We start from the raw sequence: 15717 nt of genomic DNA, 5'->3' as shown, positions 1-15717 counted from the left end.
TTGGCAGGCAAAAAGGGACGGCTATTTTACACAGAGAGGGGCCTTGGGACAAATTTTAAGCAGTGCACCCGCAGCAAAAAGCATAAAAAAAGCGGCAAAATGCCGCTTTAACAAAAATTTTACCTGTTTTCTGTAAAGAAAAAAAACTATTTTTTCCTTATATCCTGCTGAACACCCTTAATACTCCTTGCCCATGGTTTCAGTTTTCGAAGCTCCTCTGGCAAACCTGCTACTGCGCGGTTAGCTGCCTGCTTGTTAGCATACTGCCCATAGACTACAACGTGCCAAGGCGCTCCCTTAAACACCGTTTTGAAGTAGTAAAGCTTATTACTATTTTTTAAAGATGCCATAAATTCGTTCACACTCTCTTCGGAGCGTGCACCCAAGAGCTGCAAAGTGTAACCATTGGATGGCCACGACAAAAGCTGATCCTCTTTTAGCCACGGATTATTGCTTGTGTCTTTAGAAATAGTCGCAGCCGGTGTCTTTTGGGCTATCTTAACCTCAGGCGGTTTGGGTTTTGCGACGGCTACGACAGGTGTTGGAGCTGGAGCTGGAGCTGGAGCTGGAGCTGGAGCTGGAGCTGGAGCTGGAGCTGGAGCTGGAGCTGGAGCTGGAGCTGGAGCTGGAGCTGGAGCTGGAGCTGGAGCTGGAGCTGGAGCTGGAGCTGGAGCTGGAGCTGGAGCTGGAGCTGGAGCTGGAGCTGGAGCTGGAGCTGGAGCTGGATCAGCGTCTACAATTTTAGCTGTAACTTCCAGACTTTTTTCTGCCTCAACACGTACTTTTTCCTCTAACTGCCTCTCTTGCTCCGCCAAACGCTTGGATAGTTCACTTCGCATATCCAACGACGCAGTATCACCCTCAATTTCGGGAGCGTCCGCTTGATCAATATTTACGTCAATTGGAACAGATACTCGCCCTGCTACGATTTGAGGCTCGCTATCAGGCTCATCCTTAGAAAACTGCCAAAATGAGGCCGCCAATACAGCAAAGAGTACCGTTCCTATTCCGGCAAGGTGCGGCACAGGCAGAGGTAACGAGAATTTTTTATCCTCTATGCGGCCGGAGCGATATAGCGCAGAGGCTGCCGAAGTCAAACGCCCCGGATAGCCCGAAGATGCTTGAAAAACCGCCTTGAACTGCTTTGTAGATAATTTGGGTAAGTTAGGAAAGCGTAGCTCCAGAAATTCTCTGGCTTCAGCCTCGACGAACGAGGTGAGCTGTTCGTTATGCAGCCGACCTTCCAGTAACTCATTAATACCCAAAGAATTCAGACGACGTACTAGCGCGTCCTCACCGGATAAAACAACTTGCGGCTTGCCTGAGCCTGAAATTAATAAGCCCGATAATAGCTCTAACGCTTCATCATTAAGCCATTCAGCGTTATCAATGAGAAGGCTAAGATGCTGCCCTGCCTCATGTAATGCTCTACTCTGCTCATAGAGTGATGCTAACGGGTCCTGCTCATTCGCTTCTGCGGATAATGCACGAGCGCAAAACATAGCCAGCTGACTGGCACTGGTTTCTCCTTCCAATGTCATCATGATCTGTCGCGTATCTGATGACTTAGCCACCGCTAATAGCTGTTTAGCAACCGCACTCTTACCGCTACCTTTAGGCCCTGATATCACCACTAAGAAATCCGAGTATCTTAGTAGGTGAGCCATTTTATCTACTAACTGCAAGCGGCTTGGCGGCTCATAGTAAAACTGCTGGCTCATGTATAACCCCTAAAACCGCTGATTACTGACCTTGCAGAACAGCGTTAAGTTGATCTTGAGGATAATCGTCTGTAACAGTCGCTCTCCCCAATGACTCGAGTAGCACCAAACGAATACGACCATCAAGTACTTTTTTATCAACAGCCATGAGGGAAAGAAACGCCTCAGGCGTCATATCATCAGGTGCAATTACTGGCAAATTAGACTTCTCAAATAACAGCCGGATGCGATTCAGTTCATCGGACGAAATGCATCCCATTTTTTGGGACAACGATGCTGCCATCATTGTGCCTGCAGCTACCGCTTCTCCATGCAGCCACACTCCGTAGCCTTGATGGGTTTCAATCGCATGGCCAAAAGTATGACCCAAATTTAACCATGCCCTGATACCACCTTCTCTCTCATCCTGCGCAACAACTTCTGCTTTAATTTCACATGAACGGTACACAGCATAGCTCAGTGCTTCAGAATCCCGCGCAAGTAGACGCTCGATATTTTCTTCCAACCAGCAGAAAAAGGCTTCATCGTAGATCAAGCCATATTTAATCACTTCTGCCAAACCCGCGGATAGCTCTCTGTCCACTAGACTCTTGAAGACACTGATATCAGCAACCACCAGTTGTGGCTGATAAAAAGCACCAATCATATTTTTTCCAAGCGGGTGGTTTACACCGGTTTTTCCCCCTACAGAGGAGTCCACTTGTGACAACAAAGTTGTCGGCACCTGAATAAAATTAACACCTCGTTGGTAACTAGCCGCTGCAAACCCAGTCATATCACCAACGACTCCTCCGCCCAGAGCAATCAAAGTTGTCGTACGATTGTGGCGCTTACTTAGTAACTCATCAAAGATTTGATTTAGGTGCTGCAAATCTTTATATGCCTCTCCATCAGGTAAAATAGTCACATCCACCTGAAATTTAGTTAGGCACTTCCTTAGGTCATCAAGATACAACGGCGCAATGGTCTCATTGGTCACAACCATTACTTGGCGGCCATAAATATAGGGGGCGAGTAAATCTTCAGACAGGATATTTTCACCTATATAAATAGGATAGGATCTAACACCTAAGTCAACATGTAACGATTGCAATCTGGGTACTCCGTGATACACAACTAAGCGGGCAAAATGCCGCGGCTAACTAACTGCTTAATGATCTCATTAACTACACCCCTCGGGTGCCTACGGTCAGTTTTTATAACGAGATCACAGGTGCTCATGTACAGCGGGTCTCGATGTGCCATGAGTTCATCTAGTACTTTGCGCGGGTTGTCTGCCTGTAACAGCGGGCGGTTTTTATCTTTTGCTGTACGTTCTAGCTGTTGATCAACAGATGTTTTGAGGTAAACAACAAAACCGCGGCTTTGAAGACAGGCACGATTAGTTTCACGTAAAACAGCCCCGCCACCCGTTGCTAGAATTTGATTAGATTTCTGAGTCAGATGATCGATGGCTGCTTCTTCGCGCTCACGAAAACCGGCTTCGCCTTCCACATCAAAAATCCACGGTATATTAGCCCCAGCACGTTCTTCTATTTCACGGTCCACATCTACAAAGTCTAGACCTAACTCTTGGGAGAGAAGACGACCAATAGTACTCTTCCCCGCTCCCATAGGGCCTACTAAAAAAATATTCAAATTACTCTCGCCCGTCCCCGATTATCTGGATGAGAGGGACTCTCTAATCAGCTTTGGTGTAATAAATATCAGTAGCTCGACTTTTTTATCTTCGACTTCCGATTTCCTGAACAGTGTTCCTACAACAGGCAGGTCACCCAATAATGGGGTTTTACTAACGGAATCGACTACTTCGTTACGATACACACCACCCAGCACTATGGTATCGCCATCTTTAACCACAACTGAGGTTTCTAATTCATTATTGACAATACTAATCTCACCATTAGGTAGAATCTCACCTAAAGAGTCCTGATTAATTTTGAGATCTAGTGCTATACGATCACCTGGGTTGAGCTGAGGCGTAACATCTAAGCTAAGCACCACATCTTTAAACTCAATTTTCACCTCACCATCTTCAACCGTTTGGTATGGAATCTCCTGACCGGACTGGATTCTCGCGGCCTTACCATTCGTCGTAATTACTTTTGGCTGAGAGACAATTTCCGCTTTACCTTCACTCTGTAACGCTGACAGTTCTGTAGAGATCAAGAAGTTACTGGTTGCATAACCTAAGCGAATAGAGGACTGCGGCGTTACTCCCAAATCAATATTCAATGGCGTATTAACACCTCTTGCTGGAAAGTCCTCAGCGTAATATGGAGCAGAGCTGGTTCCACCGCCACCCGCTACAAAATTACCCTGCTGTAAACCGAAACCCCACTTGATACCGAGATCGCGTGTAAAGTCTGTAGATGCCGTTACCAAACGGGCCTCAACCATAATCTGTGCAACTTCAGTATCAAACTGACGGAGAGTACGGCGAATCTCTTCAAGTTGAGAAGCAGTTTCACGCACCATCAACACGTTGGTTTGATCATCTGCAACAATAAATCCACGCTCAGAAACCAACTCAGCCTCGTAAATACGCGCTCGCATTTCAGATGCTTTTCGGTAATCCACTTGGATAAAGTCAGTTACCAAAGGAGATAGTTCTTCCACCTGCTTTTGGCTTTCCAGTTCAATACGCTCCCGCTCCGCAATCTGCTCAGCAGGGGCTACCAGCAGCACATTCCCGACTTGACGCTTATCTAAACCACGTGTTTTTAAAACAATATCCAGCGCCTGATCCCAAGGAACATGTTTAAGCCTGAGGGTTATTTCTCCATCAACCGCATCATCAACAACCAGATTCAACTGAGCAACTTCTGCAAGGATTTGCAGAACCGAACGAACACTTACATTCTGGAAGTTAAGGTCAATTTTTTCGCCGCTGAATGGGAAGTTATTCTTTTTAACCTCCTCTTTCTCTGCACGGCTAAGCGGTTTAAAGTCAAGAATCAGACGATTACCCGTCTGATAAGCCATATAATCATACGGCGCTGCTCCTGGCTTAACCAAAATAGTTGTGTTTCGACCTGAGGCCATGGCATCAACAAACATAACGGGTGTAGCAAAATCTTGAACATTAACGCGCTGCTGCAAACCCTCAGATAGCATAGCCCCACTGAGATTAACGGCAACATTGTTGCCTTCTTCGTCGATTTCAAGGCCTGCTCTATCATCTGACAAGGTAACAACGACGCGCCCTATACCACCATCGACACGTTCGAAATCAATGCCCTGAACACGTGTACGATCATCGTACACTTCACGAGTAGTTTGAGCCTGAGCCATGGGAGAAGCGGCCGTAACAACCGGCTGACCCGAGGAACTATTTTTCTCACCAAATACGATAAAAAGGCTATTACCTTCAGTAAAAGTATGATGATCTGTCATTCCCTGAAGATTGGTAACTATGCGTAAGCGCCCATCACCCTGAGCAAAATTGAGTGAGCTAACAATGCCCGTTCTAACATCTAGCGTTTTCTTACCCAGATCGTTCGCCACTCCCCAGAAGTCCAATACTATACGTGGAGGGCTATCGATAGAGTAAGCTTTAGGCACTGGTGGTGCCCCATCAAAATCTAGCTTTACTTCCACCTTGTTACCAGGCAGTGTCACAAATGAGGTATTTTGCAAGGAAACATCACCTGCAAACGATTTCTCCACTAACAAGCCAAGCAGAGACAAACAAAGCAATAATCTCAGCATCTTCATAGGTGTCCCCTGCATCCGAGAGTGAAAATAGGAACTCACATTTTTCATCTTTCTATCCTTTGCTCAATTACTGCTCAGTCAGCTCAATACTTCTAGGGCGCTGCATCCAGCCTCCACGCCCATTTGAAATAATCTCAATAACGTCTATTTGCTGTTCAGAGACAGCTACTACACGCCCAAAATCCAGTCCTAAATAGTCACCGATTGCGACCCGGTGGATCTCTTTGTTCTCATCCAAAATCAGGGCCCAGAAATGCTTTTCTTCTGCCTTTCCTATTGTACCAACCATAGACAGATCATCAGCTGAAAACTGTTCCAGATAGCTTCTTGGGCGATCAAAATCAGGCTGCAGACCGTCACTATCATCCAATTCAAAGTTAACGAGAGAAGACTCAACTTTGACTAACGGCACAAACGGGTCCCGTAAGCTCGCCCCCTGATAGACAAAGCTATGATAAGGTTCAAATGTTGGCAAAGGCTCAATTCTACCCTTAGGCTTAGCTTGTACATCTGTGACAAACTGTGACAAATCGCTGGTATCCTCTACCCAGATACATCCCGATAGTGTCGTCAACAGAGCCAGCGCTGCGAATGCTCTCACAACAGAACTCCTTTTCCTACTACTCTTCATCATCATAGCGGTATGTCTTCGCACTGATCACCATCCTTAATTGTCCATCATCAGTAGGCTCAATTTTATAATCGTGAAGCGTAACGATACGTTCAATAGCCGCCACCCCGCTCACAAATTGTCCTAGTTGATGATAAACCCCTTTTACTTCGATATTTATCGGCAGCTCAATGTAGAACTTATCCTTTCGTTCTGCCTCAAGCGCTATAATCTCGATCTGCAGTCCCGCTGCTTTACCTATATCACTGATATCTTCTAAAAGCCCCGGCACTTCTTTTTGAGTAGGGAGCTGCCCCAGCAATTCAGAGAACTTTCCTTCCACATCCTCCATCTGCTTACGAAGGGCAGCCAAATTCGCAACCTGAAACGACTTACGTTCATATTCTTGCTTTAGTTGCGCTTCCTTCTGAATCTCTTTCTCTAGCAAGTTGTGATGTTCACTGACATAAAAGTGGATACCCGCAAATATCACCAACCCTAGCACCAGCAAGTAAACAATAACCTTTATTCCGATAGGCCAGTTTCCTGCAGCATTAAGATCAAGATTATTAGGATCAAATCCCTGAAAGGCACTTTTAAAGGATGATTGAACGCTCATTTCGCTTCCTCTGCTTTTGGTTTGACCAACGGTACGGTCAAGTCAAACTCCCGAACGCCTGATAGCGTGACCTTTTTGGACGGCTTGGAGTCATTGCTATCTAAAGATACAACTTTCGAAAAATTAGCCTCTCCAAACCAAATAGAGCCTTGAAAACCACGCATAAGCTCAGAAACATCCTTATTCTGTGCAGCTAACCCTTTGATACGTACAGCATCAGCCAGCATGGTTTCCTGATTCTGTTCTGCAAAACCACCCTCTTTACGCTCCAGACTTGTGTAATGAAGTCCATCCGGTAATACACGGACTAATTCATCAAAATTACGTACGATCACAGGTCGGTTGCCTTGTAGTGCTTGAATCGCATTCAAGCGTTCCAATAATCGTTCACGCTGACGTTTTAAGTCTTCAATTTCTTTTATTTTTTCATCTAGTTGGGAAATATTGGTTTTAAGAAAGCTGTTGCGCGTATTCTGCCGATCCATTTGCATGTCGTAGTAATACCCCATTAAAAAAACAAGAGCAGCTGCGCACAGTGCAGTGGCAATCAAATTGGTAACGAAATCCTTTTGCCTTGCTGCAGCTTGCTCTTCTCGCCAGGGCCGTAAATTAATTTTTGCCATCATTCATCCCTATTGATCAAAAGATCTTAATGCCAAGCCACACGCTTTAACTAAGGAGGGCGTATCTTTCAGAAGACGCTCACGATTCACTCTCGATCCAATATCCATCTGCGCAAATGGGTTGGCAAGACTCACCGGAACCCCTAGCTCTTCTGTCAGTATATCTACCAAGCCATCAATAGCAGTTGCACCACCACAAACGTAAATTCTCGTTAACTGATGCTGCACTCCAGATGAATAAAAGAACTGCAGTGCGCGTGAGACTTGCTGAGCAATAGTAAACCGGAAAGGCTGAACCATCGCTTCCTGCACCTCTTGGCTGATTTCACCAAGACGCAAGGCCTGCTCCACCTCATCAACCGACATACCAAATTGGTGGTGAATACTCGTTGTTAAATCATTCCCGCCAAATGACTGTTCACGATTGTAGATAATTTTCTGATCCCGTAGAACATTTAATGTCAGTGTAGCTGCGCCAACATCTACAATAGCAATCATCTCTTCACTACTATGCTGTTCGGTTAGCAGAACAGGGAATACCCGCTCCATAGCATACGTATCGACATCCACTATTTGGCATTTTAAGCCTGCCGCATTAATAGCATCTTCTCTCTGGTCAACATCATCTCGACGGCACGCCACAAGCAAGAGTTCATTAAGGTCTGGATGCGCTCTGGATGCACCAATAACCTCAAAGTCCAAAGCGACCTCATCCAACGGGTAAGGAATGAACTGATCGGCTTCAACCTTAACTTGATCTTCCAACTCTATGTTGGTGAACGCTTTACTTAACTCCATCCGTTTGATGATAACAGCAGAAGAAGGCACCGCCGCCACCGCTAACGCCTGCTTAAGACCACATATTTTGGCAGCCCGACTGATGGCCTCAGCCACAGGCTGAACCTCTTGAACACTACCATCAACAACGGCCGTTGGGGGCAACGATACGGTAGCATAGGCATCCAGCCCTATTGTGCTGCCGTGTCTCGATAAAGCTACAAGCTTAACAGACGAGGAGCCGATATCTACTCCAACCCAGCTAGCCGCTTTCTTTCCGAAGAACATGACCACGTGTTTTCCCTTTAAAGATATAGATTTACGCCTTATATACAGACTTTAGCTATAAATGAAGAAAAATTAAACTCTAATTCATCTAGAGAGGCTATATTAGCGTCGATATAATGCATTTTTCTCAGAAAAAAGTTTAAGGCTACCAATGCGCATCCTAAAATCGCTACTCCGTTTCTTTCTAATACTTGGTGTTATCGCCATTTTAGCAGGCGCTATTGCAGCCTTTGGAATCTATCAACACTTCGCCCCTAACCTACCGGATGTCGAAACACTCAGAGACATTAAACTACAAACCCCCCTTAAAGTACTTTCTGCGGATGGGAAACTTATCTCTGAGTTTGGAGAGAAAAAACGTACGCCCATCTCATTTGATGAGATCCCAGAACAGTTCATTAAAGCACTGCAAGCTGCAGAAGATAGCCGCTTCTTCGAGCATCCAGGTATTGACGTTATCGGCCTAGCTCGTGCAGCTTATCAGCTAGCCTCAACCGGCAAGATCCAAAGCGGCGGCTCAACGATCACTATGCAAGTCGCCAAAAACTACTTCTTAACTCGGGATAAGACTTTCGAGCGGAAATTTAACGAGATCTTACTGGCACTGAAAATTGAGAGATCTCTGACGAAGCAGGAAATACTAGAACTCTATATTAATAAAATATACCTAGGGCATCGGTCATACGGCATTCAAGCAGCCGCCAATGTTTACTATGGCAAAGATATAAACGAGCTCCCTCTTGAGCAACTGGCCATGATTGCCGGGTTACCCAAAGCGCCTTCCGCTTTCAACCCCATCACCAATCCAACCAGAGCATTGGAACGAAGAAACTGGATCTTGGAGAGGATGCAGAGTCTTGGGTATATATCCAGCGAACAAATGAAAGAAGCTCAGGCCAAACCTGTGACAGCCAAATACCATACAAAGGAAATCGAGCTGTACGCACCTTATATAGCAGAAATGGTGCGTAGCGAACTGTATGGAAAGTACGGAGAGGAGCTATATACCGACGGCTTCACCGTCTACACAACGATTGATAGCAAGATGCAAACCAGCGCCAACCTAGCAGTAAGGGACGGATTGATTGCTTATGTAAAACGACACGGCTATAGAGGTCCTGAAAAGCAAATAGATATTACTAACTTATCCATACCAGAGATCGTCGAGTTACTCAAAGATGAGAGCAGCTTTGCGCAATTGGAACCAGCAATCGTACTCGAAGTTACAGAAGACAGTGCGACAGCTATTCGAAAAAATGGTGAAACTGTATCAATTAACTGGGACGGTTTGAAATGGGCGAAAGCATTCAAAACGGTCAACTATACCGGCCCTTCGCCAAAAACTGCCAGCGACGTAGTCACACCTGGAGACTTGGTGCGAATTATCAGCACAGAAACTGATACATGGGAACTAACCCAAATCCCGAGAGTACAAGGCGCACTCGTAGCCCTTACCCCACAAACCGGCGCCATTCGATCGTTAGTAGGTGGGTTTAGCTTCACTCACAACAAATTCAACCGCGTAACGCAGGCTCATCGCCAGCCAGGTTCAAACTTCAAACCCTTCATTTACGCAGCAGCGCTTGAAAACGGCTTCACTCCAGCGAGCATCATCAATGATGCTCCAGTTGTTACGCAAGATGATGGAATGGATGGTGGATGGAGGCCAGAAAACTCAAGCCGAAACTTCTCAGGCCCTACACGTTTGCGAGTAGGGCTATACAAATCTCGCAATCTCGTCTCAATCAGACTATTAAGATCTATTGGGATCAGCAACGCAGTCGAGTACTTAACACGTTTCGGCTTTGATGCCGCAAGACTTCCTCAAAACTTGTCGCTTTCCTTAGGAAGCGCCGACGTCACACCACTTGAACTGGTAACCGGCTATGCGTCTTTTGCTAATGGCGGCTATAAAGTATCACCCTATTTTATCGACAGAATCGACGACCAGAATGGCAATACGATTTATCTCAATCAACACCCTACGGTTTGTGAGACATGCTCTGAAACATCAGACAACCATCAGATGCCTATTGCACAACGCATTATGGACAAACAAACCAACTTCCTCTTGTATAGTATTTTGCAGGATGTAATCCGACGAGGCACTGCAACTAAAGCGAGAGTATTGGAGCGTAATGACCTCGCAGGAAAGACAGGCACAACGAACGAACAGAAAGATGCTTGGTTTACCGGCTTCAACAACCAGATCGTTGCCAGCGCCTGGGTGGGTTACGATCAACCAGCACCATTAGGCAGATCAGAGTATGGCGGCACGGCAGCCCTACCTATTTGGATAGACTTTATGAAAGCTGCTCTCGCTGATCAACCAGAGTCCCCGATTCCACAACCAGAGGGAATTATCCAACTCAGAATTGACCCAACGACAGGCCTACGTGCAGGCTCGGGTCAATCTGGTACAATTTTTGAGTATTTCAAGGCCACTCAAACACCAAAAGAAAGTACATACAGTCACGGAAGCCCTTCAGGATCTTCAACTGAAGAGATATTTTAATACACTCTTCAGCACATAAAAAAACCCGGCATTGCCGGGTTTTCTACTTACACCTAAAACACTTATTTATAAAGTGCATCCAGCGTAGTTAAAGGATAATACGCAGGCAAAGGTAAGCGCGCTACGCCCGTATCAATCGCAGCTTGTGCAACCGCCATTGAGAGTGCGCTAAACAAACGAGAATCCGTAGGCTTAGGAATGATGTAATCACGCCCAAATTCCAACGACTCCAATCCATAAGCATCCAGCACTTCCTGAGTCACAGGCTCTTTAGCCAAATCAGCCAAAGCACGCACCGCGGCTGCTTTCATCTCTTCATTGATTACAGATGCACGAACATCCAACGCACCACGGAAGATGAATGGGAAGCCCAATACGTTATTAACCTGATTAGGGAAGTCAGAACGACCTGTGCCAATAATCACATCCGAACGCGCTTCATGAGCCACTTCTGGACGAATTTCAGGATCAGGGTTAGCACAAGCAAACACCACAGGGTTGTCTGCCATCATTTTAAGTTGCTCTGCAGACAGAAGATTAGGACCAGACAGGCCAACGAAAACGTCAGCACCATTGATCGCGTCATCCAATGTACGCTTATCTGTTTCTGTTGCGAAAATTGCTTTCTCGGTAGTCAGGTCATTACGGCCAGAGTGGATCACACCCTTACGGTCGAGCATATAAATGTTCTCAACCTTGGCTCCCATATTCAACAGTAGCTTCATACATGCCACTGCTGCTGCACCTGCACCTAGGGTAACGATAGTAGCGTCTTCAAGTTTTTTCCCTGCTAACTCTAACGCGTTGATCATGCCAGCGGCAGTCACAATAGCTGTGCCGTGTTGATCATCATGGAAAACAGGGATATTGCAACGTTCGATCAGGGCACGCTCAATTTCGAAACACTCTGGCGCCTTGATATCTTCAAGATTAATACCACCAAACGTTTCTGCAATACGTGCAACTGTATCAATGAAAGCCTGTGGGCTTTCTGCATCCACCTCAATATCGATCGAGTCGATACCAGCGAACTTTTTGAACAGTAATGATTTACCTTCCATTACTGGCTTAGAAGCCAATGGACCTAAATCACCCAGACCCAGAATAGCAGAACCGTTTGAGATCACTGCCACCAAGTTACCCTTGGCTGTATAGCGATAGGCATTATCGGGATCTTTGGCAATTTCGCGGACAGGTTCCGCTACACCAGGGCTATAAGCCAACGCAAGATCACGGGCAGTTGCAGCTGAGGTTGTCAGCTCGACACTAATTTTACCTGGACGAGGAAACTCGTGGTAATCCAATGCCGCTTGTTTTAGATCTTCAGACATGGTTGCTTTTCCAATTTTTAACAAAAGACGGACGCTCAATCATATAGAAAAGCCGGAATACGAACAACCTCCCAAAGTGCCCAAATAGGGAACCAAAGGTATCATTTGATCTTCGTCAATCCTGCTCTATGAGCAATAAATTATCACGATCATTCAGATAGATCGTGTAAGGAAAAGAAAGCCGATCTCTTTTAAATGAACGCGTAACAACCCAACCGCGAACTTCGACTGTCTGGCCGAGCATGTTAACTGGCAACCTTATACGCTTAAAAACAACTGCCAGCTTATTATCCAGAACCAACACATCAACCGTTTTCAAACGCCATTGATGACTCACCATCCCTTTCAAGAGGGAAAAACCCCCTTCCTTCAGATCTCGGACCCGCGTCAGCTTATCACCCCAGACCCCCAACCGCGCTTTACGAGCCGCCTGCTCCGCTGAAAAATAACAACGCTTCTTTCTGACTTCAGGAGCCATCGCAATTGAAAAAGCTAACCCCTTCTTTAGCAGACGCTCAGCCAGATCCACGCCATTGAGATCTGACACATAAGCAAGCATCCGCCCATAAGCATCTCGTTTCTCCAAACCAGGGTAGATAACAACATCCCCTTCGCTATCAGCCACCCATGCCTCAAGAACCGTTTTAGCTTGATGGGCCCACCGCTGCAAATCACCGTCATCGTCTAGCTCAGGAGTATTAATACCGATCAAACGCACACGGCGGCGATCAGATAGCAGCAATGTATCACCATCTAGCACCTGTCGAACGGAAACACGCTCTGATTGAGAAGGAAATGAACATTTGGCCTGAGCATCATTGATGCCTAGCCCAGAGACAAAAAAGGCACTCGCTATGAGTGCCTTTTTGAAAGAATGCCTTAGCATTAAGCAGATTTGGTACCGATACCACCAAAACGCTTGTTGAATCGATCAATACGGCCACCAGAAGTCGCTTCTTTCTGTTTACCAGTATAGAAAGGGTGGCACTGGCTACATACGTCGACGTGCATATCGTTAGACATAGTAGAACGTATTTTCATTTCATTACCGCAAGAACACGTAACGGTAACGCCTTCATACTTAGGATGGATATCCGCTTTCATCATTAACCTCGAGAGTAGTTTCTGCACCGCCACCTGATCACTTACGCCAAGCACCGTACAAAGATTAAAAATACACTGGCAGAAACCAGCCTATTATTGACAGGCGGGAGATTATACGGATGAGTCGCTCTGTTCGCAACAACCCATGAGCATTTAATCCTAAGAGAAAACCCCTTAGACTAGCCTATCTATTGCATATTCAGGAAACACATGAAAATTCTTCGCGTCGCCATTCCCTCTCCTTTGAGGAAGCTGTTCGACTACTTACCGCCTATCGATTGCAAAACCGATACACTGGAAAGAGGCTTACGAGTGCGCATCACCTTTGGGCGACGAGAAGTGATTGGCCTTATTTTAGAGATAACCGATAAAACCGATGTTCCTCTTTCAAAACTTAAATCTGCGCTTGAAGTTCTGGATCAGCAACCGTTACAGCCCAATTATATTTTAGATTTGGCGATCTGGGCAGCTGACTACTATCAATACCCTATAGGTGAAGCCGCCTTACAGTCGCTCCCTACTTATTTGCGCAAAGGCGGCCTTAACGAACCCAGTCATACCTTTATTTGGAAAGCTGTACCACCTTTTACCGTTGATGACATCTCCCAAAGAGCCAATCAACAAAGAGATCTATTTAAACTTATTACAGAACACCCTCATGGCATCAGCAAAGAAGCCATAAAAGCGGAAGGCGGCGCTACACAACTTCTATCTACGTTACTTGAAAAAGGGCTCATCAAACAGGAGCGCTTAGTTCATGCACTCCCCGCTGCAGAGCACCTGCTCAAAGAAGCCCCCCTTACCTTAAACACCGAGCAATCCACAGCCCTGAAAAAGATCACTTCGCAACAAGGTTTCAACGCTTTTTTGCTCGATGGCATTACCGGCTCAGGAAAAACAGAAGTCTACCTTCAAGCCATTCACCACTATTTAAAACAGAACTTGCAAGCACTCATCCTTGTTCCAGAGATAGGCTTAACCCCACAAACCGTACATCGATTTCAGAGTCGATTTCGTGTACCCGTGGCCGTTCTCCACTCAGGCTTAACCGACAAGCAGCGTTTTGATGCATGGGCCCAAGCAACGCAGGGAGAAGCCCCTATCGTGATTGGAACACGCTCAGCTATTTTCACGCCCCTTAAATCACCCGGCATTATTATTCTGGACGAGGAACACGACTCCTCTTTCAAACAACAAGAAGGCTTTCGTTATTCAGCAAGAGATCTGGCTGTCGTTAGAGCACACGCCGAGCAGGTCCCTATCATTCTTGGCAGCGCAACACCTTCACTAGAGTCATTACAAAATTGTGTGCTAAGCCGCTATCAGCATCTCACTCTGAAGACGCGTGCAGGCAATGCAAATGCTCCCGGCTTTCAGCTATTAGATATCAAAAAACAACCACTAAATAACGGTTTATCCGCCGCTTTACTTGAAGCGATCCGTACTCACCTGAACCAGGGCACTCAAGTACTGGTATTTATTAATCGTCGCGGGTTTTCTCCGAGCCTGATTTGCCACGACTGCGGCTGGCTGGCCGAGTGCCGCCGTTGTGATGCGCGTATGACACTGCATCATTCTCCTGCGCACTTGCATTGTCATCACTGCGATAGTCAACGTCCCGTCCCAAAACAGTGCGACCACTGCGGTAGCCAAGACCTAAAACCTGTAGGAGCAGGCACCGAGCGAACAGAACAAACACTCGCGGGCTTATTCCCCGATACTCCTGTTATTCGGGTGGACAGAGACAGCACATCCCGAAAGGGCGCCATGTCTAAAATTATGGATAAGGTCAACACCGGTGCACCCTGCATTCTGGTGGGCACACAAATGCTGGCTAAAGGACACCACTTCCCCAAGGTTACTTTAGTCGCCATTCTCGATGCCGACGCCGGATTATTTAGTACGGATTTTCGAGGCATGGAACGGACTGCACAAATGATCATTCAAGTAGCTGGCCGTGCAGGACGCGCAGACCATCCTGGGAGCGTCATTTTACAAACTCACCATGGTGACCACCCACTACTCACACTGCTTACCACCCAAGGCTACGAAAAATTTGCACTAGAAGAACTAACACAACGACAAAAGTTCCAGCTCCCACCTTTTTGCTATTTAGCTATTATTCGAGCAGAAGCTACGCAATCAGGCAGAGCAGAAGCTTTTTTACAAAGCATGAGAGAGCAACAGACTAACTTCCCTGAATCCATCCAGTGGAGCGGTCCGTTCCCATCTCCTATGGAGAAAAAAGCGGGCGTATTCAGAGCACAGTTACTTCTCTCAGCAACGAATCGCCCTTTGCTGCAAAATACACTAAGTCGTCTATGCTTATTACTAACCGATCACCCTTTGGCAAATCGAGTTCGATGGTCGATTGATGTCGACCCTTACGACCTTAACTGAATATTAATGCTT

13 protein-coding genes are annotated in these 15717 nt (G+C 46.2%); 2 read left to right on the top strand and 11 right to left on the bottom strand.

The genetic code is table 11. The features are described 5' to 3' along the window. Positions 1 to 146: 146 nt before the first annotated feature. The 8 genes from F0U83_RS01780 to pilM all read right to left on the bottom strand — a co-directional run bounded on the left by F0U83_RS01780 (position 147) and on the right by pilM (position 8355). Positions 147 to 1721, bottom strand: coding sequence for an AAA family ATPase (locus F0U83_RS01780; protein WP_150036796.1), 1575 nt, complete (start codon positions 1719 to 1721; stop codon positions 147 to 149). Positions 1722 to 1743: 22 nt separating this feature from the next. Further along, on the bottom strand, positions 1744 to 2814 hold the full coding sequence (aroB, locus tag F0U83_RS01775) for a 3-dehydroquinate synthase (protein ID WP_138986237.1): 1071 nt from the start codon (positions 2812 to 2814) through the stop codon (positions 1744 to 1746). A 23-nt stretch (positions 2815 to 2837) separates the two neighbouring features. Then, positions 2838 to 3359 (bottom strand): shikimate kinase AroK, encoded by a 522-nt coding sequence (gene aroK / locus F0U83_RS01770; protein ID WP_276469551.1) that lies wholly within the window; start codon positions 3357 to 3359, stop codon positions 2838 to 2840. 21 nt (positions 3360 to 3380) lie between these two features. Then, complete coding sequence (locus tag F0U83_RS01765; protein WP_246077600.1) at positions 3381 to 5438, bottom strand: type IV pilus secretin PilQ; 2058 nt, start codon at positions 5436 to 5438, stop codon at positions 3381 to 3383. Between the two features lie 67 nt (positions 5439 to 5505). Continuing rightward, complete coding sequence (locus F0U83_RS01760; protein WP_246077598.1) at positions 5506 to 6039, bottom strand: pilus assembly protein PilP; 534 nt, start codon at positions 6037 to 6039, stop codon at positions 5506 to 5508. A 19-nt stretch (positions 6040 to 6058) separates the two neighbouring features. Continuing rightward, positions 6059 to 6667, bottom strand: a complete 609-nt coding sequence (locus F0U83_RS01755; protein WP_138986235.1) for a type IV pilus inner membrane component PilO — start codon at positions 6665 to 6667, stop codon at positions 6059 to 6061. Next, a complete protein-coding gene (locus tag F0U83_RS01750) occupies positions 6664 to 7290 on the bottom strand; it encodes a PilN domain-containing protein (RefSeq protein ID WP_138986234.1) in 627 nt (208 codons plus the stop codon). Before F0U83_RS01750 ends, F0U83_RS01755 begins: the two co-directional genes overlap by 4 nt. Positions 7291 to 7299: 9 nt before the next feature. Continuing rightward, positions 7300 to 8355: a type IV pilus assembly protein PilM gene (gene pilM / locus F0U83_RS01745; RefSeq protein ID WP_138986675.1), complete on the bottom strand. Its 1056-nt coding sequence runs from the start codon at positions 8353 to 8355 to the stop codon at positions 7300 to 7302. A 151-nt stretch (positions 8356 to 8506) separates the two neighbouring features. Between pilM and F0U83_RS01740 the strand changes: the two genes are divergently transcribed. Beyond that, positions 8507 to 10870, top strand: a complete 2364-nt coding sequence (locus F0U83_RS01740) for a penicillin-binding protein 1A (RefSeq protein ID WP_138986233.1) — start codon at positions 8507 to 8509, stop codon at positions 10868 to 10870. A gap of 62 nt (positions 10871 to 10932) precedes the next feature. Here F0U83_RS01740 and F0U83_RS01735 read toward each other — a convergent pair whose 3' ends face one another. From F0U83_RS01735 to rpmE, 3 genes are all read right to left on the bottom strand, one after another. After that, positions 10933 to 12201 carry a malic enzyme-like NAD(P)-binding protein gene (locus F0U83_RS01735; protein ID WP_138986232.1) on the bottom strand — a complete coding sequence of 423 codons (1269 nt, stop codon included), beginning with the start codon at positions 12199 to 12201 and terminating at the stop codon, positions 10933 to 10935. Positions 12202 to 12316: 115 nt separating this feature from the next. Then, a complete protein-coding gene (locus tag F0U83_RS01730) occupies positions 12317 to 13087 on the bottom strand; it encodes a thermonuclease family protein (protein ID WP_138986231.1) in 771 nt (256 codons plus the stop codon). Then, on the bottom strand, positions 13087 to 13305 hold the full coding sequence (gene rpmE / locus F0U83_RS01725) for a 50S ribosomal protein L31 (RefSeq protein ID WP_138986674.1): 219 nt from the start codon (positions 13303 to 13305) through the stop codon (positions 13087 to 13089). The genes F0U83_RS01730 and rpmE overlap by 1 nt, the downstream gene beginning before the upstream one ends. A 210-nt stretch (positions 13306 to 13515) precedes the next feature. Between rpmE and F0U83_RS01720 the strand changes: the two genes are divergently transcribed. Then, positions 13516 to 15705 carry a primosomal protein N' gene (locus tag F0U83_RS01720; protein WP_138986230.1) on the top strand — a complete coding sequence of 730 codons (2190 nt, stop codon included), beginning with the start codon at positions 13516 to 13518 and terminating at the stop codon, positions 15703 to 15705. Positions 15706 to 15717: the final 12 nt, after the last annotated feature.

This window comes from Neptunomonas concharum, from assembly GCF_008630635.1.
GTDB classification, from domain to species: Bacteria; Pseudomonadota; Gammaproteobacteria; order Pseudomonadales; family Balneatricaceae; genus Neptunomonas; species Neptunomonas concharum.
This window is presented reverse-complemented; position numbering and strand designations above follow the sequence as displayed.

Coding starts and splice junctions, on each gene's coding strand:
- F0U83_RS01780 (WP_150036796.1), bottom strand. CDS start 1,721: ATGAGCCAGCAGTTTTACTATGAGCCGCCAAGCCGCTTGCAGTTAGTA.
- F0U83_RS01765 (WP_246077600.1), bottom strand. CDS start 5,438: ATGAAGATGCTGAGATTATTGCTTTGTTTGTCTCTGCTTGGCTTGTTA.
- F0U83_RS01755 (WP_138986235.1), bottom strand. CDS start 6,667: ATGAGCGTTCAATCATCCTTTAAAAGTGCCTTTCAGGGATTTGATCCT.
- F0U83_RS01750 (WP_138986234.1), bottom strand. CDS start 7,290: ATGGCAAAAATTAATTTACGGCCCTGGCGAGAAGAGCAAGCTGCAGCA.
- pilM (WP_138986675.1), bottom strand. CDS start 8,355: ATGTTCTTCGGAAAGAAAGCGGCTAGCTGGGTTGGAGTAGATATCGGC.
- F0U83_RS01740 (WP_138986233.1), top strand. CDS start 8,507: ATGCGCATCCTAAAATCGCTACTCCGTTTCTTTCTAATACTTGGTGTT.
- F0U83_RS01735 (WP_138986232.1), bottom strand. CDS start 12,201: ATGTCTGAAGATCTAAAACAAGCGGCATTGGATTACCACGAGTTTCCT.
- F0U83_RS01730 (WP_138986231.1), bottom strand. CDS start 13,087: ATGCTAAGGCATTCTTTCAAAAAGGCACTCATAGCGAGTGCCTTTTTT.
- rpmE (WP_138986674.1), bottom strand. CDS start 13,305: ATGAAAGCGGATATCCATCCTAAGTATGAAGGCGTTACCGTTACGTGT.
- F0U83_RS01720 (WP_138986230.1), top strand. CDS start 13,516: ATGAAAATTCTTCGCGTCGCCATTCCCTCTCCTTTGAGGAAGCTGTTC.